15 protein-coding genes and 1 pseudogene are annotated in these 21,909 nt (G+C 65.0%); 13 read left to right on the forward strand and 3 right to left on the reverse strand.

The features are described 5' to 3' along the window. The first annotated feature begins 20 nt into the window (after nt 1-20). The gene (locus tag ABD333_RS31490; RefSeq protein WP_344546168.1) at nt 21-1,175 is read left to right on the forward strand and encodes a serine hydrolase domain-containing protein; all 1,155 of its coding nucleotides are present in this window, start codon (nt 21-23) and stop codon (nt 1,173-1,175) included. Here the strand turns inward: ABD333_RS31490 and ABD333_RS31495 are convergent. Together ABD333_RS31495 and ABD333_RS31500 are read right to left on the reverse strand one after the other, a co-directional pair. Further along, on the reverse strand, nt 1,129-2,754 hold the full coding sequence (locus ABD333_RS31495) for a sensor histidine kinase (protein WP_344546169.1): 1,626 nt from the start codon (nt 2,752-2,754) through the stop codon (nt 1,129-1,131). The genes ABD333_RS31490 and ABD333_RS31495 overlap by 47 nt on opposite strands. Further along, nucleotides 2,747-3,424, reverse strand: a complete 678-nt coding sequence (locus ABD333_RS31500) for a response regulator transcription factor (protein WP_344546170.1) — start codon at nt 3,422-3,424, stop codon at nt 2,747-2,749. The genes ABD333_RS31495 and ABD333_RS31500 overlap by 8 nt, the downstream gene beginning before the upstream one ends. A 130-nt stretch (nt 3,425-3,554) precedes the next feature. Between ABD333_RS31500 and ABD333_RS31505 the strand changes: the two genes are divergently transcribed. The 6 genes and pseudogenes from ABD333_RS31505 to ABD333_RS31530 all read left to right on the forward strand — a co-directional run bounded on the left by ABD333_RS31505 (nt 3,555) and on the right by ABD333_RS31530 (nt 10,446). Further along, complete coding sequence (locus ABD333_RS31505) at nt 3,555-4,838, forward strand: DUF2079 domain-containing protein (protein WP_344546171.1); 1,284 nt, start codon at nt 3,555-3,557, stop codon at nt 4,836-4,838. Nucleotides 4,839-5,822: 984 nt separating this feature from the next. After that, a complete protein-coding gene (locus tag ABD333_RS31510; RefSeq protein ID WP_344546172.1) occupies nt 5,823-6,311 on the forward strand; it encodes a hypothetical protein in 489 nt (162 codons plus the stop codon). A gap of 299 nt (nt 6,312-6,610) precedes the next feature. Then, nucleotides 6,611-6,919, forward strand: a pseudogene (locus tag ABD333_RS31515) (tyrosine-type recombinase/integrase); the annotation flags it as partial. Nucleotides 6,920-6,998: 79 nt separating this feature from the next. Next, nucleotides 6,999-7,973 carry a tyrosine-type recombinase/integrase gene (locus tag ABD333_RS31520; RefSeq protein ID WP_344546173.1) on the forward strand — a complete coding sequence of 325 codons (975 nt, stop codon included), beginning with the start codon at nt 6,999-7,001 and terminating at the stop codon, nt 7,971-7,973. A 551-nt stretch (nt 7,974-8,524) separates the two neighbouring features. Continuing rightward, nucleotides 8,525-9,076: a hypothetical protein gene (locus ABD333_RS31525; RefSeq protein ID WP_344546174.1), complete on the forward strand. Its 552-nt coding sequence runs from the start codon at nt 8,525-8,527 to the stop codon at nt 9,074-9,076. Beyond that, the gene (locus tag ABD333_RS31530) at nt 9,073-10,446 is read left to right on the forward strand and encodes an AAA domain-containing protein (RefSeq protein ID WP_344546175.1); all 1,374 of its coding nucleotides are present in this window, start codon (nt 9,073-9,075) and stop codon (nt 10,444-10,446) included. Before ABD333_RS31525 ends, ABD333_RS31530 begins: the two co-directional genes overlap by 4 nt. Nucleotides 10,447-10,581: 135 nt before the next feature. On the opposite strand, the gene ABD333_RS31535 is transcribed toward ABD333_RS31530, so the two are convergent. Further along, nucleotides 10,582-10,788: a hypothetical protein gene (locus tag ABD333_RS31535; protein WP_344546176.1), complete on the reverse strand. Its 207-nt coding sequence runs from the start codon at nt 10,786-10,788 to the stop codon at nt 10,582-10,584. A 337-nt stretch (nt 10,789-11,125) separates the two neighbouring features. Between ABD333_RS31535 and ABD333_RS31540 the strand changes: the two genes are divergently transcribed. The 6 genes from ABD333_RS31540 to ABD333_RS31560 all read left to right on the forward strand — a co-directional run bounded on the left by ABD333_RS31540 (nt 11,126) and on the right by ABD333_RS31560 (nt 21,895). Continuing rightward, on the forward strand, nt 11,126-11,548 hold the full coding sequence (locus tag ABD333_RS31540) for a PPC domain-containing DNA-binding protein (protein WP_344546177.1): 423 nt from the start codon (nt 11,126-11,128) through the stop codon (nt 11,546-11,548). Nucleotides 11,549-11,627: 79 nt separating this feature from the next. After that, nucleotides 11,628-11,939 (forward strand): hypothetical protein, encoded by a 312-nt coding sequence (locus ABD333_RS31545; protein ID WP_344546178.1) that lies wholly within the window; start codon nt 11,628-11,630, stop codon nt 11,937-11,939. 172 nt (nt 11,940-12,111) lie between these two features. Beyond that, entirely contained in the window at nt 12,112-15,339 is a 3,228-nt protein-coding gene (locus tag ABD333_RS31550) for a DUF499 family protein (protein WP_344546179.1), read from the forward strand. Continuing rightward, nucleotides 15,336-15,800, forward strand: a complete 465-nt coding sequence (locus ABD333_RS47625; RefSeq protein WP_425546946.1) for a DUF7680 family protein — start codon at nt 15,336-15,338, stop codon at nt 15,798-15,800. Before ABD333_RS31550 ends, ABD333_RS47625 begins: the two co-directional genes overlap by 4 nt. A 15-nt stretch (nt 15,801-15,815) precedes the next feature. Further along, entirely contained in the window at nt 15,816-18,740 is a 2,925-nt protein-coding gene (locus ABD333_RS31555) for a DUF1156 domain-containing protein (protein ID WP_344546180.1), read from the forward strand. Between the two features lie 17 nt (nt 18,741-18,757). Continuing rightward, nucleotides 18,758-21,895, forward strand: coding sequence for a DEAD/DEAH box helicase (locus ABD333_RS31560; protein WP_344546181.1), 3,138 nt, complete (start codon nt 18,758-18,760; stop codon nt 21,893-21,895). Nucleotides 21,896-21,909: the final 14 nt, after the last annotated feature.

Consider the following 21,909-nt stretch of genomic DNA (forward strand, 5'->3'; position numbering starts at 1 on the left):
TGATCAACGAGGAGCCCGTCATGCCGTACAACCCCGCCCGCATCCGCCGTGCCCTGCTGACCGTCACCCTGACCGGAGCCCTCGCCACCACCCTGATCCCCCTCTCCGCCACCGCCTCCACCACCGCTCGGGGGGATGGCGCTTCTTCCGGAGGTGCTTCGGGGGTATCCGGAAGGCGGTTGGAGGCGGTGGCGGAACGACTGGTGGAGGATGGGCTGCCGGGCGTCATCGTGCTAAGCCGCCGTGGCGGACGGGTCAAGCACGTGACGGCGGGGGTTGCCGACAAGGCGACCGGGCGGCGGATGGACGCGCGGCTCAGGTTCCGGATCGCGAGCGTTACCAAGACGTTCACCAGCACGGTCCTGCTGCAGCTGGTCGCCGAACGGCGTGTCTCACTCGACGACACCGTGGAACGGTGGCTGCCCGGCGCGGTGACCCGCAGCGGCAACGACGGATCAAAGATCACCATCCGGCGGCTGCTCGACCACACCAGCGGGTTGAAGGACTACACGCTGGACCCCCGGATCTGGACCGAGCCGCAGCGTGAATGGAAGCCGCAGGAACTGATCGACATCGCGCAGGAGACCCCGCCGATCGCCAAGGGCACCTACTCCAACACCAACTACGTCCTCGCCGGAATGATCATCGAGAGGGTGACGGGGCGTTCGGCGGGCGACGAGATCCAGCGGCGCATCGTCCGGCCGCTCGGGCTGCGCCACACCTCGATGGCCACCGACCGTTCGTTCCCGGGGCCGTACGTGCACGGCTACATGGACCCGTACGGCGACGTCAGCACCGCGATCAGCCCGTCGAGCGCGTGGACGTCCGGCGGCGTGATCTCGACCGTGGACGACGTCGCGACGTTCCACCGCGCGCTCTACACGGGCCGCCTGCTTCCCCGGCGTCTGCAGCGCGAGCTGAAGACCACCCGGCCGGTCGCGGACGGGAGCGTCGTGCAGGACTACGGTCTCGGCGTCGTGAAGACCCGGTTCTCGTGCGGTATCGCATGGGGGCACGACGGCGGCTTCCCCGGCTACCGCACCTGGACGTACACCAGCGCCGACGGCAAGCGCCAGGCCGTCATCACCTACAACGACAACAGCCCCGCGCTGGAATCCGACCCCCGGCTCAAGGCCGATCTGGACAAGGCCGCGGAGACGGCGTTCTGCGGCTGACGTCGGCGCCGGCGGCGGGCAGGCGGACGACGAACCGCGCGCCTTCGACGGGCTCGGCGGCGTACACCGTGCCGCCGAGGCCGGCGACGAGTTCGCGGACGATGGTCAGCCCGAGCCCGGCGCCGCCGGTCGTCCGTGCCCGCGCGGCGTCGAGCCGGACGAAACGGTCGAAGATCCGCTCGCGGTCGGCGCCCGGGATGCCGGGCCCGTCGTCCGCGACCGTGAGCGTGACCGTTCCGGCGTCCGCCGTGACCGTCGTGACGACCTCCGTACGGGCGTACCTCGCGGCGTTGTCGAACAGGTTGCGGATCACACGCCCGAGCCGTACCTCGCTCCCCACGACGAGAGTGGAGCCGGAGCCGGAACCGGAGCCGGAGCCGGAACCGGAGCCGGAACCGGAGCCGGGGCCGGAACCGGAGCCGGGGCCGGAGCCGGGGCCGGAGGCGGCGACGGTGAACGCCGGCCCGCCGTCCTTGACCGCGGCGCGTTCGGCGACCTGTTCTTCGACGAGATCGGCCAGATCGGTGCGTTCGCCGGACTCGGACGGCATCCGGACGTCCGAGGCCAGCAGCAGCAGGTCGTCGGTGAGCCGCTGCAGGCGGATGGTGTCGGTCAGCGCGGTCGAGACGACGGCCTGCCAGTCCGCCTCGTCCGGATGAACGAGCGGGATCTCCAGCGCGCTGCGGAGCCCGGCCAGCGGTGACCGCAGCTCGTGCGAGGCGTCGGCGACGAACCGCCGTTGCTGGATCAGCGCGCGTTCGAGCCGGTCGAGGGTCTCATTGGTGGCACGGGCGAGCATCGCGATCTCGGTGCTGCCGGACGGCACGGGTACCCGCTGGTCGGTGGCGCGGGCGCCGATCTCGTTCATCTTCGTGCGGATCGCCTCGACGGGACGTAGCGCGCGCCCGGTGACCAGCCAGGCGACGAGCCCGACGAACACCACCGCGACCGGCAGCGCCCACCTGAAGAACCGGTCGATGGTGGCGACGGCCGTCTCGGTGCGTTCGATCGGGGCTAGCGAGTAGACGGTCAGCCGCTGCGCGGGCGCCTCCACCAGCCCGGTGAACGCGCGGACGCGCTCCGCCGGGAGCGTGTCGGTGACTCCGACCGCGAACGTGCGAGTCAGTCGCGAACCCCCTCCGTCGAAGCCGCCTTCGGTGCCGTCCGTGCTCATCCACGACGAGACCGTGTTCGCGAGCTCCTCTGGGAGAGGGAGGGACCGGGTGTGCCATCTCGTATCGGGAGGCAGCCCCTCGGCCGGCGGCAGCAGTCGCGCCGCCTCCGAGGCCTGTGCGCCGGGAGGGCCGTCCGTGTGAACGAACCACTGCCCGTTCTCGAGCACCACGATGAAGACGGCACCGTCATCCACATCCGTGTGCCGGCCGGTCTCCGCGGTGGACGTGACCGCGAAGGCGTTGCGAGTGGCCTGCTCCAGCGCCTCCTTCTCCCACTGGCCCCGGATCACGTCGCGCAGCCACCAGCCTCCCGCGCCGAAGACCAGGAGCGTCGCCAGCGCCGCCGCCAACGCGGCCCTCGCCCGGACGGAGAGCACGCAGCGCAGCGGCAGCGGCCTAGGCATCGGTGGCCATCAGCCGGTATCCGGCACCGCGCACGGTCTGGATCGAGGTGCGGCCGAACGGGACGTCGAGCTTGCGGCGCAGCGCCCGTACGTACACCTCGACGATGTTGACGTCGCCCTCGAACTGCTGGTCCCAGACCTCGTCGAGGATCTCGGTCTTGGCGACCACCTCGTTCGGCCGCCGTGCGAGGCACTCCAGGACCGCGAACTGCTTGGCCGTCAACGTCACGTCCGTGGCGCCGCGGCGGCAGGTGCGCGCGGCCGGGTCCATCCACAGGTCCCCGACCGTGAGCGCGGACGGCCTGGTCGCTCCGCCGCGCCGGAGCAGCGCACGCAGCCGAGCCACGAGCACGACGTACGAGAACGGCTTGGAGATGTAGTCGTCGGCGCCGGTGTCCAACGCCTCCGCCTCGTCGTACTCGCCGTTCTTGGCCGTCAGCATGAGGATCGGCACGGTCGAACCGCCGCGTCGCAGCTCGGCGCAGACCGCGTAACCGTTCAGGCCCGGCAGCATGATGTCCAGGATCACCGCCGCGTACGGATGGGTGCGGGCGAGGTCGAGGCCGTGCCTGCCGTCGTGGGCGACGTCGACCGCGTAGCCGTCGGCCCGGAGGCCGTGACTCAGCGTGGCCGCGAAGCGTTCCTCGTCCTCGATCAGCAGCAGCCTCATCAGGCCATTATGTCGGCGCCGCGACGTTCGTTCCTGAAACCGGCTTCAGGTGGCTTAAGCGTGGGTTCAGGGCGTCGTCACGAATCTGTGCCCCATGCCTTTTCCACTGCGCGACCGTGCGGCCTGGACGGTGGCGGCGACGCTCTTCGCGGCCTATTCGGCGATGGCGGTCAACCGGCATCATTCGCTGTGGTCCGCTGGATACGACCTCGGCATCTTCGAGCAGGCGGTACGCGCGTACGCACACTTGAGGGCGCCCATCGCCGAGCTCAAAGGCCCTGCTTTCAATGTGCTCGGCGACCATTTCCACCCGGCTCTCGTCCTGCTCGCGCCGTTCTACCGGCTCTTTCCGGGGCCGCTCACACTGCTGATCGCCCAAGCGCTTCTGCTCGCTTTGTCGGCAGTCCCTGTGACACGGCTCGCGATGGAGTTCCTCGGCCGCCGCGCCGGGATCTGCCTCGGCTTCGGGTACGGCCTGTCATGGGGCATCCAGCAGGCGGCGGAGTTCGACTTCCACGAGATCGCCTTCGCGGTGCCCCTTGCCGCGCGCAGCCTGGAACTCCTGGCGCACAAACGCTGGCGGGCGGCGGCGTGCTGGTCATTGCCTCTGCTGCTGGTCAAAGAAGACCAGGCACTCCTCGTCGCGGCGATCGGCGGCTACATCCTGTGCCTGGGCAGCCGTCGACTCGGTACGGCGGTCGTAGCCGTTGCGCTGGCCACGGGCTTCCTGACGGTCTTCGTCATCATTCCGGCGTTCAGCCCCGGTCACGTCTACCCGTACGCCAAGACGGCGGCCTCGGACGCGTTCTTCTCTTCAATGGACGTGAAGGGCTGGACGTTGCTGGCGCTAGTGGCCCCGACGTTGCTGCTGGCCCTAAGGTCTCCGCTGGTCCTCATCGCCGTTCCCTACATCGCCGCACGCTTCTGGACGAGCAACCCGGCGTACTGGGGAACGGACTTTCACTACAGCGCAGTGCTCATGCCCATCGTCTTCGTCGCCGCAATCGACGCCATCCGCAGACTGCGCACAGTACAAAAGTCGGCGCCAACAGCGATCCTCGCCTTCGCCCTAGCCATCACCATCCTCGGAGGCCAGCCCCTGATGAGGCTGTTCGACGCCGACGAATGGCAGGGAAGAGAACGCTTCGCCCCCGCCCTAAACACCCTCGACACCGTCCCAGACGGAGCAGATGTCGCCACATCAAACCGCCTGGCGCCGCAGCTCACCCGTCGCTGCAGGGTGTTCCGCCTGATCCTCCCAAGCCCGTCCTGGCCTCTCCCAGAATGGGTAGCCGTGGCCTCGTCCCGCCCGTTCAAACCGTCGCCAGAGGACCTCGCCACCATCGGAAGACTGCCGCAACTGGGCTACCGCGTCGTAGAACAAGGCGGCGGCGTCGTCATCTACCGCCGATAACGCGAAGACCCCCGTCACATGTGACGGGGGTCTCGTTATAGCGCGACAGCCAGGCATCTCACCCGGCGGCCGGCCGCTCACCGCTTGCGAGCCTTCGCGGCGCGGCGGTCGGCCTTGGCCTCGGCCCGCAGCCGACGTACGCGGTCGGCGGCAATGGCCCTGGTGACATCGTGGTGCATCATCGCGATCTCCTTGTTCCCGTCCGGCCCCTCCGGCCCGACATCTAAAGAGTCGCGCTAAGGCCCCACCTCCCACATCAGGACGAAGCCCTATCTAGCCGCCTAAGACCGCCTTAGATCCCTAAGCCGCCTTAGGCATGACCCCGCCCCACCGCCCCGAACCCGACGTACACCAACGATCCCCACGATCCAGAAACCCTCTGAGCTGCTACAACCCGCAGGGCTAGCGGGTATCTGAACCCACACAGCTGCCCTTGCCGTCCGTGGCCAGGCGCTCGCCGGCGCCGACCTGGGAACGCGATGCGCAGACCTCGTCAGCGCTTCTCCTTAGGTCTCAACGAACGACCCGAACGCCGGCGCCGAGGTTCGGGGGTAGGGACAACCGAGCGCCAACGCTGAAGCCCTAATGCGTGACCCCGTCGGCCCCGCCATCTGGGATGGCCGCAGTGGGAGTTCCATGTCAGCGCCGTCAAGCTCGGCACGATGGGCGAGCGCTGAACGACCTGCTCGACAAGGCCGGTCGAGCCGGTCGGCCCGGACCAGCTCGGGCTGATCTTCCAGCGACCACGCCGGAGGAAGGACCACCCACTCAACGCGGATGACGGGCGACGAGCCGCTCAACGGCGTCCTTGACCGCCATTGGGCGCCATCTCGGCGCGGGACATGATCGACTCTCGCCCTCATTCGCTTCAGACGACGCTGGCTCGAACCACGGCGCGACCAAAGCGGAGCGTCCGGGCATGCCGATTGCCGTAGCCGGGCAGAGAGCAGACCGGGCTGACGATGGTGGCATTAGCATCGATGTGTGGACGAGTTGCTCGGCTGGGGCGTCGTGGCCAATGTCGTCCAGGAACGGCTTGCCGGACCCGACCTCGAGGTCAGACGCGGTCTCAAGCATTTCGCCGCTGGCGCCAAGGTATGGGTGTCGCTGCCGTTCTGCGGTGACGGCGGCGAAAGGCTGTACGTCGTCGGCCGGCATCGGGGCAGCCACCGGTATATCCGGATCATCATCGAGTCCCGTCACCTCGAACACGCGCGGGCCAAGGCGATCTACAGCCCCACGGTCCACCGGCTGCTGGGGCGGATGCTCTTCGACTCCGAGCAGAGCGCCGCCGAGTGGGCGACGAACCTCAACTCCCGCGGCATCGAAGCCGACTTCGACGGCCGACGCTGGCGCTGGGTGCCGGACCCACCACCGATGGAAGTCGAATTCGACGGCACAACGTATTACCTCGCACACTTCAACCATCGCCGAGCACGCTATTCATCGCTACCGCCCCCAACCGAACCCTAGCGTTACGCGTGAAACCCCACCCGCACCGCCGCGGTCGACATTCAATTCGAGGAACACGCAATCAAGAACCCGTTTCCCTGATCATGGGAAACGGTCTCTGACGTGCTGCTTAACCTGTCGAGGGTGGCGGAATTTGAACCCACGACTTCTTTGTCCCGAACCGAAAATAGTGTCCATTCGGGAACATGCAGCCAAAGGCGTCCCGCGTTAAAATCCCAGGTAGACAGCCTAATCCGATGCCAGCCATTCACGGACAAGGATGGCCCGTCCGCCACCGTCCACGGACAAATCACGGACGGATGATCAAGGAGAATCGTGCCGTGGGATACGCGAAAAAGCGCAAGGGCGACAACGGAAAGTACCGCTACACGGCCTGCTACCTCGACATCAAGGGTCGACTCCGGTCAGCCGGTACATACTCCAACAAAAAGGACGCCGACAAAGCATGGCAACGAGAAGAGGTCGAGGTCGCCAGAGGCCGAACGGGAGACCCAGGCCGAGGCAGACAACGCTTCAAGGACTACGTGGAGCAGACCTGGCTCCCGAACCACCAGATCGAGGCCACCACCCGTGAGGGCTACACGTACGCGATCTACAGGAACATCATGCCGACGTTCGGCTCGATGCGGATGATCGACATCCTCGCCGAGCACGTCCGCGCGTGGATCACGCCCTCAAGAACCAAGCATGAAGCCCGTGACCATCCGCTACCAGAAGATCATCCTCAGCGCCATCTTCACCACGGCGATGGACGACCAGGTCACCTTCATCCACCCTTGCCGCGGAGTACGCACGCCCCCGGTCGTCCGCAAGCCCCTCGAGATCATCACGCCCGAGCAGTTCGACGACGTCTATCACGCACTCCCCGAGGGAACCTTCCGGCTCCTCGCCGAAACCGAGATCGAGAGCGGCCTCCGCTGGGGCGAGCTCAGCGAGCTCCGCGTGAAGGACCTCAACCTCAGAACCCGCATCCTCACCGTCAGCCGCACAGTTGTCGAGCTGAACCCGAAGTTCCACCCCGAAGGCCGCCACTTCCTCGTCAAGGAGTACCCGAAGGACAAGGAGTACCGCCGCTTCAAACTCAGCACCCAGATCACCGAGAAACTACAAGCCCACATCAGCTCGGCGGACCTCACCCGAGACGACCTCCTCTTCCAGATGCCACCCCAAGACAAGCCCCGAGCCCGCATCACCGAGATCCCAGACCCGGCCACCCTCGGCCGCACGGAACCGAACGAGAAGGGCCGCACCTACAACCACGGCACCCTCAGCGCGTACACCGCCGGACGGTGCCGCTGCGACTACTGCCGAGGCGCCTTCACCCTCTACCGAGCCGCCCGCCGCGCGAAGGGCAAAGACGACCCTCGCCCCCGCCGCGTCCGAGAGACCGACGGCCACATCCCCAACGACTGGTTCCGCCGCAGAATCTGGTACCCCGCCCTGGCCGCCGCCGGCCTCAACTCCAGACCCACCATGCGCGACCTACGCCACGCCCACGCCTCCTGGCTCCTCAACGGCGGCGCCGACCTCCAGGTCGTCAAAGAACGCCTCGGCCACACCTCCATCGCAACAACTGAGCGCTACCTACACACCCTCCCCGACGCCGACGAAACAGCCCTAGAAGCCCTCGCAAAAACCCGCAACCGCTCAACCACCCGATAGCAGCGACTGCGGCACCTCAACGGGAACATGCGTTCCAAAGCCGCGGAGGTATCTCTCGGCCAAAGAGAGATACCCTTTGCGCATCCTGGCGGCCACCCCGGTCTGGCCCTGGCGCGTTGCGTCGATCATGCCTGCTATGTACCAACGCACTGACATGCTGATGAGCGCGCAACTGGTATCGACCATCGCATACGCGTCGAGCGTCTCTCGGGTTTCTGCAGGCGAGTAGCAGCCCGCGATCGAGTCAAGGGAACCAGGGATCTTGATGGGTGTCGGTGCGGAGGACCCGCCGATTTGTGGACTCTTGGGCTATTCGGTGGCCTTGAGTGAGCACTGTCCGTGCGGCGGCCTGTAGGTCGTCGGGGAGCCAGTTGGCGAGGCGGGCGGCGTGCACTTGGGGGATTGGTTGGCCGAGGCTGCGAGGTCGAGTGAGGAGGAGGCGGTAGAGGCCGGTGGCGGGTTGGATGGCGGGGAGGTTGTGTTCGAGGGCGGTCGCACTGGTGCGAGCGGGGATATCGAGGCCGTCGGCGTCCAGGTCCCCGTAGTAGAGGATGCGGCGTAGGCCTTTCGACGCAGCCGCGCGGCTGGCCCGCATGGAACGCGCTCAACTGAGATTCGAAGACGAACAGGCCCTCGACGACCCGTTCGTCCTGGCTGAGCGCCGCGCCTCCGGAGCGGCGTTCGCGGGGACCATCGTGGACCGTGACCCCGACCGCACCCAGATTTCCGCGAAAGGCCGGCTCCAGCTCAGACCCCGATTCACGGTCCGAACCGAGGACCCGCCGCCTCTCGCGCAGGGCAAGATGGCTTGCCCCTCCGATCCCCGACGGCACGTCGAGATCCGCGAAGTCACCCCCGACGGCCCCGACCATCACCTGGTCGTTCTCGAACTTGTCGTCGGCATGGGCCGTGCTGGTAACCCGCAGCCGGGCGCCGTCCCCGACCTGGGGGAGGTACGTGCCTACACGGCACTCCCCGAACAGTGGAAGACGCCCGACTTCCCCTCCCGCGACCAGACACCCTGGACCCACGGCGGACCATCAGAACCCGACCAGCCCGGCCCACCAGCCGACGACGACCTCACTGACAGCGAGAACGCATGACGACCTACCTCCAGTCAGCCGCCCCATGCGACGGCGATCCGGCCGCGGCCGCGGCCGCGGCCGTCAACCACATCCTGAGCGAACTCGACGCGTTGAACGGTGACCGGTCGCGGCGTGGCGTTGTGGTGGACTCACCTCCCGGCGCCGGAAAATCCACGCTGGTCCGGCGCGCCGCCGTCATCCTCGCCCAGGCGGGGGAGCCGGTGAACATCATCGCGCAGACCAACAATCAGATCGACGACCTCATCCGCGGACTCGCCGACCTGCAGCCCACGCTCACCATCGGCAGGATCAGTAGCAACGACTACCTCGCCACGGCCTCACTTGTCGCAGGGCTGCCGAACCTGCGCCTCAGCACGACCATCGGCGACCTGACAGCCTGCGAGATCGTGATCGGCACCGCAGCGAAGTGGGCGCGGGTCACCGACCATCACCGGCCCTGGGCGATCGTGGACGAGGCCTACCAGATGCGCTCCGATGCACTTCTGCTCGTCGCCGCCCAGTTCGATCAGGCACTGTTCGTCGGCGACCCCGGGCAGCTCGACCCCTTCACCATCGTCGACACCGACCGATGGACCGGCCTGTCCTACGACCCCCGCCAGAACGCCGTCGACGTGCTCCTCAATCACAACCACGACACAGTGACCGAATACCGCCTCCCCGTCAGCTGGCGGCTTCCCGCGACCGCGACACCCCTGGTGTCAGCGGCGTTCTACCCATACACCGGCTTCGTCGCTGGCACCGCCCGGCGGACGCGCAGCTTCGAGTTCAGAACGACTGGGTTCCGATCGCCACTGGATGAGACCCTCGACATGGCCCGCCGCGCTGGGTGGGCCGTCCACCAGCTCCCTGCCCGCCATACCCAACGTACTGACGCCGAAGTCGCCGACGCCGCCGCGTCCCTCGCCGCCCGTCTCCTGACGCGCGGCACTGTCGGCTACTGCGAAAACCATCCCGAGGGACGCATCTTCACCCCGGCAGACCTTGCGATAGGAGTCGTCCACCGAGACCAAGCCGACCAGATCCGACGCGCACTAGCTGCCACGAAGGTGCCTGGGTGTTGCGACATCGCAGTCGATACCGCCAACCGACTCCAGGGCCGCGAATTCGAGATCGTTATCGTCGCCCATCCCCTGGAGGGCCGCCGCGACGCCACCGCCTTCCACCTCGAAGCTGGACGGCTTTGCGTCCTGATGTCCCGTCACCGTCAAGCCTGCATCATCGTCACCCGTGCCGGGATCACTGATCTTCTTGACGCCCACCCCACCACCGACCCCGTCCACCTCAACGTCCCCGTCAAATTCCCCGACGGCTGGGAAGCCCACCACACTGTCCTAGAACAGCTCGAGCCCCACACCATCAACGCATAGGAACTGATTGAATCCGAGATTCCGAGGCGGGCACACCACGCTGGCCTTCGCTCACGCGAGGCGACGTTGACGGAACGCACTCATCTGCCGCTGACCGCGTGCTGCCCCGCGAACGATGCCATCAGCGGGACAGTGTCATGGGCTGGTGACGGTTGTGTCCAAGCTGGTTCGCAGTGTCGAGTGCCAGGCCTGTGACAGCAGAACGATGCCGGAGGCGAGGAGAGTGTTCGTTCCGATCGCGATGGCGGCGCTGGCGGGGCCGTCGAGTTCGACGAGTGGTCCGGCGAGTGCGAGGGCGATCGGTGCCGGGAAGTAGGCGAGGAGGATGCTCCAGCCGTTCACACGTGCGAGCGTCTCGATCGGCAGGGCTTTCTCGGAGTTCGGTGATCCAGAGCGCTGGGTGGCGCTGGCGGCCTACCTTGATCTGGACATCGCTTGGCTGGCGCACCGCTGCCATGCACTCAGCAAGCATCGCTGGAACCGGCTCCCCCGTCCCACACAGCCGAGGGCTCTCGGTCAACGGCTTCGCCGCCGTGTGCGCGTATGTCGGGCGCGGCTCGCGGCCCCTCCCGGCTTGCCGGATAGGCTCAGGACTGCGTCTCGGCCGGCAGCGTACCGCCGGCTGGGAAGAAGCGATCGAAGTCCTGCCCCGCTGAACCACCCAGTAAGAAGATTCGTCGTGCGCAGCGAACTGACCACCTGCCGAACCTTCGGCATCGTCCATGGCGAGGACTTCTTCGCCTCCTTCACCGAGTTCTACGATGAGAACAACATCCCGCAGGGCTACATCCCCATGTTCCTGGCCGCCTTCGCCGAAGCCGAGGTCGTTGGCACCTGCGAGAAGCTCGCCGACCCGAACGCCCCCGTGTGGTCCAAGGTCCACCTGACCAACGCCGAAGCCATCGGCTGCGGTAACCCTCGCCCACGACCCCGAGATCAGCAAGATGCTCCCCCACATCCAACCTCACTCGGGCTTGGAGCGCCGGTCGTCGGCCACACCAGTCACCTACTGTCCGCCCGAGTCCGGTCCCTCGTCGAACTCGTCATCGTCGAGGTCACTGCAATCCAGTTGCTCCGGCCGCTCCGGGCCCAAGCGGTATGACGTCCCGCTCCTGGCCTTCAACCAATCAAGGTCTGTCCTGTGAGAGCGAAGGGATCCTACCTCCGCAGACAGGAGAAGAATGTTCGAGAAGCACAGCCCCAGATACCCGCTCAGCATCGAGCAGGGCACGGAGAACACGCCAGACGATGATCAGTTCCATGTGATTGTTGAGGGGGAGATCGTCCTCTCGACGCGTGTTCTCGACCTGGCAAAGATCATTTATGAAGAGCAGCGGGAAGAGCTCCGAATAAAGGCTGGGCATCCTGATCCGCGCGAGATCCTTCGCAGCGAGAATGCCGGACGAGATGTCCGGTCTCTCCGTTCAGAGGGCATAGCAGGTCAATCTCGCCGAAAGAACCGAGGAGGGCCCGGCGGTCGCGGCGGGGTTTGAAGCGAGGCATCCCAGCCTCGTGTCTGTCGGAGATTTCCCCTGCCCAGCCATCTGGACAAAGCGCCCGCCAGTCAGCACGCATGTCCGGACAGATCGCCTGACTCGATACAGTAAGAGGCGATCAGCCGAAGGGAACTAGTTAGAGTCTCACACCGCACAGAGGAGCAGATCAGTGGGTCAATTGGCGTCGGTTCGTACCACCTGCGAGCCCCGGCAGGACGTCCTGGAAGGCAGGCTGACTGACCACCACTACGCCGCCTCGCTCGACAAGATCGTCCGTGATCGGGAAAACTATGCGATCTACGGAGACGCCGACGCCTTCTTCGAGCTCAGCTACCCAACCGCTGGTCTGCGTAGATTGCTTGCGCGGGTGTTCGGTCGGCTCGGCGGGGCGAGCGGCGAGAACGGCGCGTTCGGAGTGATTCGTACCGAGACCTCGTTCGGCGGAGGGAAGACCCACGGGCTGATCGCGGTCCATCATCTGGCCAGGGGCGCCCGCCCCTCGGGCGTCGAGGACTTCGTCGACCCCACACTATTGCCGGCCGAGCCGGTCCAGATCGCGGGAATCGTCGGAGACGCCCTTGACCCGGTCAATGGGCTGACCACGTTCGGCCGTCACTCCCGGACACTTTGGGGCGAGATGGCGGCGCAGCTGGGCGAGCACGCGCATGCGACGCTGCGTGATTCGGACGCAACGCGCACCGCTCCGGGTACCGCGACCATCCGGGAGGCGCTGGCGAGCCGTCCGACCATCGTGATCATCGATGAGATCGCCCACCATCTGCGGCAGCTTGCAAAATCCGGGGACGAGGTGGTGCGACGGTCCGCCGCCCAGATCCCGGTCTTCCTGAAGAACCTGTTTGAGGTCGCCATGGCCGACCCGAACCTGGTCGTCGTTCTCACTCTGGCCTCCAGCCACGACGCCTACGGCGCGGAAACCGACGAGATCTCCGAACTGCTGGCCGAGGCCACGGCCGTGTTCGGCGAGACGCTGCGGGAGACCCACTCGGTACTTGAACGGTCCGGCCGCCCGCTACGGCCAGCCGAGGATGAGGAGATCGGCGAGATCCTCAAGCGTCGGCTCTTCGTCAGGACCGATCCGGCCGCCGCCCAGGCCGCAGGCTTGGCTTACAAGAAGCTGTACCAGGGAATCGGCAATGCGGAGCTGGCAGGCGGCGCCGCAGACCCGGTCACCTACGGACGATTGGTGGAGCGCACCTACCCTTTCCACCCCGAGCTGATCCGGGTCCTCGACAAGCGACTGGGTGACATTCCCGGTTTCAACCGCGCGCGCGGCTCCATCAAGCTGCTCGCCGAAATAGTCCGGGCGCTCTGGAACGACCCGGCCGCCCCGGACACGGAGATCATCAACGTCGCCGAGATCGACTATTCCAACGCGACAGTCCGTGACCAGCTGACAGTCGGGCTCAGCCGGGCACCGTTCGCCCAGGTTGCCGAGGTTGATTTGGGCGGACCGACCAGCCACGCCGCTGTGGTGGACTCGCTCCGGTTCGCCGGCCGCTCGCCATACGCTACCCGTACCTGCCGGACCATCCTTACTCACTCGCTGGAGGGCAAGCAGGGCGTTGGCGCAACCCGGTCAGACTTCCTCCTAGGGACTCTGCGGTCCGACGACGATCCCGCCTTCTTGGACGAGGCGTTGAGCGCAGCTGAGAAGCGATGCTGGCACCTGGACTTCGACACGATTCGGTGGCGCTTCACGACGGTGGCTAATGTCAACCGGATCGTCGAGGACGAGAAGCGCGGAGTCCGCAACACCGCGGTGGCTGATGCCGTCAACGAGGTTGTTCAACGAACCTACAAGAGCGACATGGGCGTCCAGGTCGTCCCCTTTCCAGAGGTCCCTGCCCAGCTCAAGGACGCCACCGAGCTCCGGCTGGCGGTGATCCACCACAATCTGCTGTCGGTGGGCACCGACGACACCACGACACCGCCTTTGCTGACCGAACTGCTTGAACAGGTCGGCGCGTCGGGAGCGTTCCGCCGTAATCGGAATACCGTGGTGTTCGTCGTTGCCGACGCGGCAGCGGTCGAATCACTCAAGGACCGGGTCAAGACCCGGTTGGCGCTGGAGACCCTGGCCCGCGACGACCGGCTGGCGGGGTTCGAGGAAGCCACCCGCGCCAAGATCATCAAGATGCGGGATCAGACGCCATTGGAGGAACGGGTCGCGGTGACCCGCTGCTACAAGTATCTCTACCATCCCGCTGATGACCAGGCCCGTGGTTTCCTGCGGAGGCTGGCGCTCCCCGCCGAAGCTCAAGGTGAGACTAAACCGGCGACCCGCAGCGTGATCGGCCTCCTCCAGGATGAGGGGAAAATTCGCGCCACCGCTATGCCGTATGCCTGGTTGCGTGAGAAGACCTGGGCGAACCGCGCGGCCACGACCACGGCTGAGATCGCTGCCTGGTTCCAGCGTGATCACGGGGCACCGATCCTGCTGGACGTCACCCTACTCAAAGACGCGATCCGTAACGGCGTCCGTAACGACAACTGGGTCTACTTCGACGTTGCTGAGGGCAAGGCATATACAGCCTCCGGCGCAACGCCGAATGTCGAGATCAGCGACCAAGCAGAGGTCATGACTCTGGACGAGGCGACCAGCCGCGGTCTGCTCGTCCGGGAGCCGACTCTGGCCGACCTGCGGGAAGTGATCACTGGGCCACGACACACCGCCACGGAGGTCCGGACTGCGTTGGAGGGGCGGATCGGTGGCGAACCCACCAAGGGCAAAGTCCTGGAACTGCTCGCCACTGCCGTCGGCAACAACCGTCACGAGTGGATCGTCGTCGTGGACACCGAGCCAGTCGAAGGTGTCACCGCTCTCACTCCGACCCAGATCCGCGACCGCGGTCTGAGCCTGCTGACTGTTCTCAATCGGCAGGAGGCAGACCGGCTTGGCGTCACTGTTCCGGGACGGATCCGCACCATGACCCCCGAGGAGCACGGGCGCGCCGGGATGGCATTGCAGCAGCTTGCCGATAAGATCGCCGACCTGGGCAAGCCAGTCACAGCTTTGACCGTGATCGGGTACGCCAGGGAACAATCAGGTATGACCGACATCTCCCTGCTGGTGATGGCACTCGCGCAGTTGCCCCGCCAGCAGGTCTCGGTAAACGCCGAACTGCGGGCGGAACTGCCAGGACTGCAGGGCTACTTCGAGTTGCAGGTGAGCGGTGAACGTGCGAGCTATCAAGCGCTGAACACCAAGCTCAGCGGGCTCCTCGACTACGCCACGAGCATCGCCGGTGATCTGCGCCTCGACATCGCCTTCACAGAGGAGATCACCGTGGACAGCTCGGAATGGCAGCAGACCCATACCGTTCTGAAGAACCTCGACCCCAAGGACGTCACCGTCCGGGCCACACTGGGCTCATGACCTCGACGCTGGCTCTACCCCCGCGCGCGACCCACGCCGAGGCCCGGAGTTTCCGCCTGCTCGCCACGGTTGACCGGGACTATCCCGGGCTGTACGGCGTGTCTGTCCGGGAGAGCATCGGATCCGGTAAAGAGCGCCAGGTGGTCGCCGCCCGTGCCCAGCAGACCCAAGGCCTCCTGGACCACGTAGTGGCCGCAGTCCGGGCATCGGGCCACAGGCCGACCGCACTTGCCCCACATCGAGCAGCGGCCCCACTGGTACTCGATGAGGCCGCAGGGGTGCGGTTGGCATTGACACTGCTAGCCACCGCACCACTGATTCGGGGGGACCGGATTCGATCAGTCGCGGCCGGTATCGCATCGATGAGTATCGAGGAGACGTTCTACTGGTACGCGCAGTGCGTAGGCGAGCGTGGCACTGCTGGCAGGAGAGCGATCCGTACGCTCTTGTCGGACGGATAGGCCAAACTAGGAGCCATGACCGAACGACCCCGGCTGCTCATCGAGGACTGGCTCCCCGTTCGCGAACTCGGCATCGAGTCACGCCGCGAACGCGCCGCCGCCTCAGCCCTGCCACCGCTCTCCTTCCTGCACGTGTGGTGGGCCAGGCGGCCTCTGGTCGCCTCGGCGGGCGTCGTGCTGGCGGGGCTCCTGCCCGCATGGTCTCCGGAGTTGGCCAAGACCTTTCCGAATGCGTCAGAGTTGGCGAACGAGTCGGCGTACCGAGCCTGGCTGCTCCGGCTGATCGGCATCTGGGGTGACCCGATAGCCGCTCGCGCGAAAATTGATTCTGCGAACGCCGCCGGTGTCAAGCTCGAGGGGAACGGCTACGGATACAAGCAGGCATTTCGCAACTCCCCCGACAGCGAGCACATTCGTCTCGTGCATGACGTGCTTCGCCACACCTGGGGCGGCGAGCTACCCTTGGTAGCCGACCCAACGGCCGGAGGCGGAAGCATCCCGTTCACCGCTGCGAGGTTGGGCATCCCTACCGTGGCCAACGACCTGAACGACGTGGCCGTGTCCGTCCTTCAGGCCGGGGTCAAGATTCCCGCAGAACATGGCCTTCACCTCCTCCCTCACCTGAAAAAGTACGGCGAAATCCTGGTAGACCGACTTCGCGAACGCTTGGAGCCGTTCTTTCCCCGGCCCACGGGAGAAACTGTGATCGCCTATATCTGGGCGCACTCGGTGGCATGCCCTCGGACAGGGCGGCCTGTGCCGCTGGTCACCGACTGGATGCTGCGTCGGGACTCCGGGAGGGAGATCGCTATCCGATTCGTGGCCGAGGAGGACGGCGTCGCGCTGTCCGAGCCTCGCTTCGAACTACTGCGGGGGGCGGCGGCAAAGACGCCCGACCGGCCGATCATGGCCCGCGGCTCAGCAATCAGCCCGTACGACAACCTGGCGATCGATGGCGAATACATCAAAGCCGAAGCGCAAGCGAGCCGGATGGGACAGATTCTGTACGCTGTCGCGATCCGCCGAGCGGACGGCACTCGCGATTTCCGCGCTCCTACCCCCGCCGATCTGGAGGCAGTGAGTGCGGCAGCGGAAGAGCTGGGGCGGGTCCGAACCGAATGGGAGACCAAAGGGTTTCTGCCCACCGAAATAATCGACCCTCGGTCAAACTATGAGCGTGGACATCGGCTCTATGGAATCGATACGTGGGCCAAGATGTTCACCCCCCGCCAACTTCTAACCCACGGCACATTCACAGAGGAGTTTTGCCAACTCATTCCCCAAGTGCGTTCGGATTTGGGGACAAACCTCGGCAATTCTGTCCTCACCGAACTAGGAATGATGCAGAGCATCAGTCTCAACTGGAACGGAAGGAGTACATCTTGGAACATTGGGCGACAAGGAATGCGGAGCGTATTTGATAAGCACAATTTTTCCTTCAAATGGACGTTCGCGGAATTTGAAGGGGCCAGCGGCCTATATCCTTGGTGTCTATATCAAGTCACGGATGCTTACACCAAGATCGCAAATCTCTACGAGCAGACCAGGCTGCAAAGTGCCTCAACTGGTTCACCGATTGAGGTGGAGAGGCTCGATCGACAAATAACTGTACACCAAGGAAATGCTGCCAACCTGTCCAAGGTTGGTTCCAAGTCCGTCTCCCAGGTCTGCATTGACCCTCCTTATTATGACAATGTCATGTACGCGGAACTGGCGGACTACTTCTACATGTGGGAGAAGCGGACACTCGGCAGAATTATGCCAGAATTCTTCTCCGGAGACTCCACTGACAAGGATAACGAGGCTGTCGCCAACCCGGCCCGCTTCGCCTCGCTGGGAAAGCGAAAGAAGCAGCTCGCGGATGCTGATTATGAAGCAAAAATGACGGCCATATTCGCCGAGTGTGATCGAATTTTGCGTGACGACGGTGTCCTCACCGTGATGTTCACCCACAAACGCGCCGAAGCTTGGGATACCTTGGGGATGGGCATGCTCCAGGCCGGATTCACCATCGAGACATCATGGCCTGTGCATACCGAGTTTGAGAACTCTATGCACCAAGCGAACGTAAATGCGGCGGCGTCAACGATTATGCTTGTTTGCCGGAAGCGGGAGAACAGTGGCGCGACCCGAAAGGTGTTCTTCGAGGACATCGAGCGGGAGGTGCGCCAGGAGGCGCGGGAGGCGCTGGCCCGTTTCTCGGTGGATGGCCTGACTGGAGTGGACCTGCTGCTGTCCACCTACGGTCCAGCACTATCGGTGATTTCCCGGCACTGGCCTGTCTACTCCACCGAAGCGTCCTCCGATGGCGCTGCCGAGCTGCTGCGACCTGAGCAGGCGTTGGATGCGGCCCGGGCTGAGGTGGTGCTAATGCAGCGCGCTCGGTTGGTTGGTCACGCGTCGCATCTTGATCCGTTGACAGACTTCACCATGCTGGCCTGGGACACGTTTGGGGCTGCCGAGTTTCCCTACGATGAGGCCAGACGGCTGGCACTCGCTGTCGGTGGACTCGACCTCGCCGAGCTCGAGTCCGCGAGGATTCTGGCAGCCCGGTCGGGGAAGGTTCGGCTGCTGTCGCCGGGTGAGCGGGTTCGCAGCGGTGACGGCGACCAGCCTGGAGTTCGGCCGGAGGCAGAGCGGTTCGGCGCCGTTATTGATGCCGTTCACACCATCATGTACATCGCCGAGCTGGACGGACTTTCCGTTGCTCGGGCCATGATGGACAGGCTGGAACTCACGCGCGACCGGGGCTTCCTGGCATGCGTACAGGGGTTGGTCAACGCCATTCCCCGCACCCAGGTGAAGGGGGAATGGCTCTACCCCGATGCTCAGATCTTGGACAAACTTGCGGTGGCCTACCTGTCGGACATCGTGATCCCTCAGCCTGAGGCCACGGAGCCGCAGGAACAATGGGCGCACGACCAGATTCCGGGTGTCTAGTGGGTGGGTTCAGGGATGTGCCGGTCAAAGGCGGCTACGACCCCGATGACCGGCCACTGCTCAACTTTTACATTCCACTGTTGTCGCACGCCGTGGCCTACGACCGGGCAGTCGGCTATTTCAATGGCCGTGAGTTGGCCCTTGCCGCCAAAGGCGTATCACGGTTCATCGCGGGAGGCGGTCGCCTGAGGCTCATCTGCGGCGCCAATCTCTCCAAGGCCGACGTCCAGGCCGTCCTGTCCGGAAAGCCCCTCGATGAAGCCTTGGCCGAACGCCTGCTTGCCGACCCGTTCGGCGAAGGCGTCGAAATCGTCGAGCGCCGCTATCTCGAGGTGATGTCGTACCTGGCCCGCGAAGGCCGGCTGCTCATCAGAGTCGGTGTGCCGCTGGAGGCCGACGGCCGACCGCTGACCTACGAGGAGTCCCGCCGCTACTTCCATACCAAGTACGGCGTCCTCACAGACGCTCTAGGGAACCGCGTCGCATTCAGCGGGTCCAACAACGACACCGAACCCGGCTGGTTCTCCAATCACGAATCGTTCTCGGCGTTTCCTTCCTGGCTCGACCAGGTATGGGAGTTCAACGGCCGCCCGATCGTGCAGCGCTTCGCGGACCATTGGGAAGGGCGTCCCGCAGAAGGATGGGCAATTCTCAACCTGCCCGAAGCAGTAGAAGCACGCCTTATCTCCTACACCTCCGCGTCGTATATACCGCCCCGCCTAGACCCTGCGGAGGAAGCCGAGCAGCAGGAGGTCGAGGAAGAGTCATTGAACGCAGCCCGCGCCGAACTGGCGGTGCTGGCATCCGCCCCGAAGGCCAACGGCGGCACCGGAGTAGGCCTGCTCACCGCTCCTGTCGAGCCGCTCCCACACCAGCTGCGGATCGCACACCGGGCGGTAACAAGCTTCCCCCACGGCTTTCTACTAGCGGACGAGGTAGGACTGGGCAAAACCATCGAGGCAGGCCTAATTCTCCGCGAGCTGATGCTTTCCGAAAAAGCGTCGTCGGCCCTTCTGCTGGTCCCAGCTTCAGTGGCGCGACAGTGGCAGGAAGAGCTGCAGGAGAAGCTGGCCCTGAGCGTGGCCCGGTACGACTCAGGCGTCTTCTACGCTCCTGACGGCCGCGAACTGGATCCCGGCGGCAGGAACCCGTGGTCGGCCTTTCCCATCGTGCTCGCCTCATCTCATCTGGCCCGTCGCAAGAGCAGACGGAACGAACTGCTCGACGCGGGTCCATGGGACATCGTCCTGGTGGACGAGGCCCACCACGCCCGGCGGCGCGGGGGCAAGAGCACAGGCACACCCAACACGCTGCTGGCGCTGCTCCAGGAGATGCGACGTCGCGGGCTCTGGAAGGCGCTCTACCTCGCCTCGGCAACCCCGATGCAGATGCATCCGCACGAGGCATGGGACCTGATCTCGCTGTTCGGCCTACCCGGCCTGTGGGGTCACAGCGCGGCGAATTTCGAGAGGTATTACCAACGCCTGCGAGAGGACGGCCGAGACCGCGACTGGTCACTCCTGCAACGGATGCTGGCCGATCATCTCACCTCGCCTGGAACCGTCCGCGACGGGGTCCTCGCAGCGCAGATCCGTACGCGCCTCGGCCACGCCGGCTCAGTCTTCGTGGAGAAGCTACACGAGCATGGGGTCACAGAAGCCGCACGGTTTGAACTAACCGGTGAGCAGATCGAGATGGCCGACACCTGGCTTCGCCGGCACACCCCGATGCGCGATCAGGTCTTTCGCACGACCCGGCAAACACTGCGTGACTACCAGAACAAGGGCATCCTCCCGGCGGATGTGACGATTCCCGTACGCGACCTGCAAGACCGGTTCGTCGGCATGACCGACGAGGAGGAGCGGCTCTACCAGCGCATTGAGGACTACATCCGGAGTCACTACAACTCCTACACCGGTCACTCAAAGAAGGCTCTCGGTCTGGTCATGACCGCATACCGGCGTCGCCTGACCTCTTCCTTCTACGCGGTCCGTGTGTCGCTGCAACGGCGACTTACGGTATTGGAGCGCAAGGGGCGCCTCGCCGAGCTCATGGATGACGACGACAGCGCCGCCGCGGAAGCGCTGTTCGATCTCGACGACCTCGACAGCTCGACGGTCAAACTCGCGCAGGAGATCTCCGAACTTCGCGAGTTCCTCGACCGGCTCAACCTCCTGAGCCACGACTCCAAACGAGACAGGCTTGAGCAGGACATCAGCGACTCGCTCAAGCACCATGAGACCCTCGTGATCTTCACCCAGTACACCGACACCATGGATTACCTACGTGAACAACTGGTCCAGGTGTACGGGCGAGTTGCCTGCTACTCAGGGCGCGGAGGCGAGCTCTATGACTCCGACACCAATACCTGGACGGCAATCGCCAAGTCCGAACTGAAGGAGCTTTTTCGAGCGGGCGAGAGGGTCAAGATTCTACTGGGCACTGACGCGATGAGCGAAGGGTTGAACCTGCAGACCTCCGGCCGTCTGATCAACTACGACCTCCCCTGGAACTTCATGCGCGTCGAGCAGCGAATCGGACGCATCGACCGCATCGGAGGCCGTTCCGTCGTCGAAATCAGCAACTACTTCTACAAGGGAACGGTCGAGGAACAGATCTACCGCGGAATCGCCCGCGACTTCGACTGGTTCACACAAATTGTTGGCGACGCCCAGCCGGTCCTCGCCGACGTCGAGCAGGCTGTTACCGAAGCAGCCATGGCACAGCCAGGTGCAGCACGCAACGAAGTCATCGCCAGCCAGATCGCCAGTATCGAGCGACGCATTCAAACGGCATCTTCCGATCCTGTTGCACTCTCTACCATCGCCGATACCTCCATTGAGCCACCTCCCGATCTACAACCCGCAATGGACCTAGCCGCCCTGCAAGAAATCTTGACCTCCAACTCCCTGACCGGACCCCGACTTCGATCGATAGAGAATCGCCCTGGTATCTGGCAATTCGACCTTGCAACGCCCATGCATTGTCTTTCGTTCACACGGTCGCCTTCCACAACGGCAACCTCGCAGCTGGTTACCTTCAATCGAAACCTGTACGATTCCGCCTCTGACGATGTGCGACTTCTCACTTACGCCACCCCAGAGTTGGCGGCCCTCCTTGAGGGGGCGCTCGCCTCTGTCCCGGAGCCCTCCTGACTCACCGGTGCAGA

The sequence above is a fragment of the Actinomadura fulvescens genome, from assembly GCF_039533225.1.
In the GTDB taxonomy this organism is placed as follows: domain Bacteria; phylum Actinomycetota; class Actinomycetes; order Streptosporangiales; family Streptosporangiaceae; genus Spirillospora; species Spirillospora fulvescens.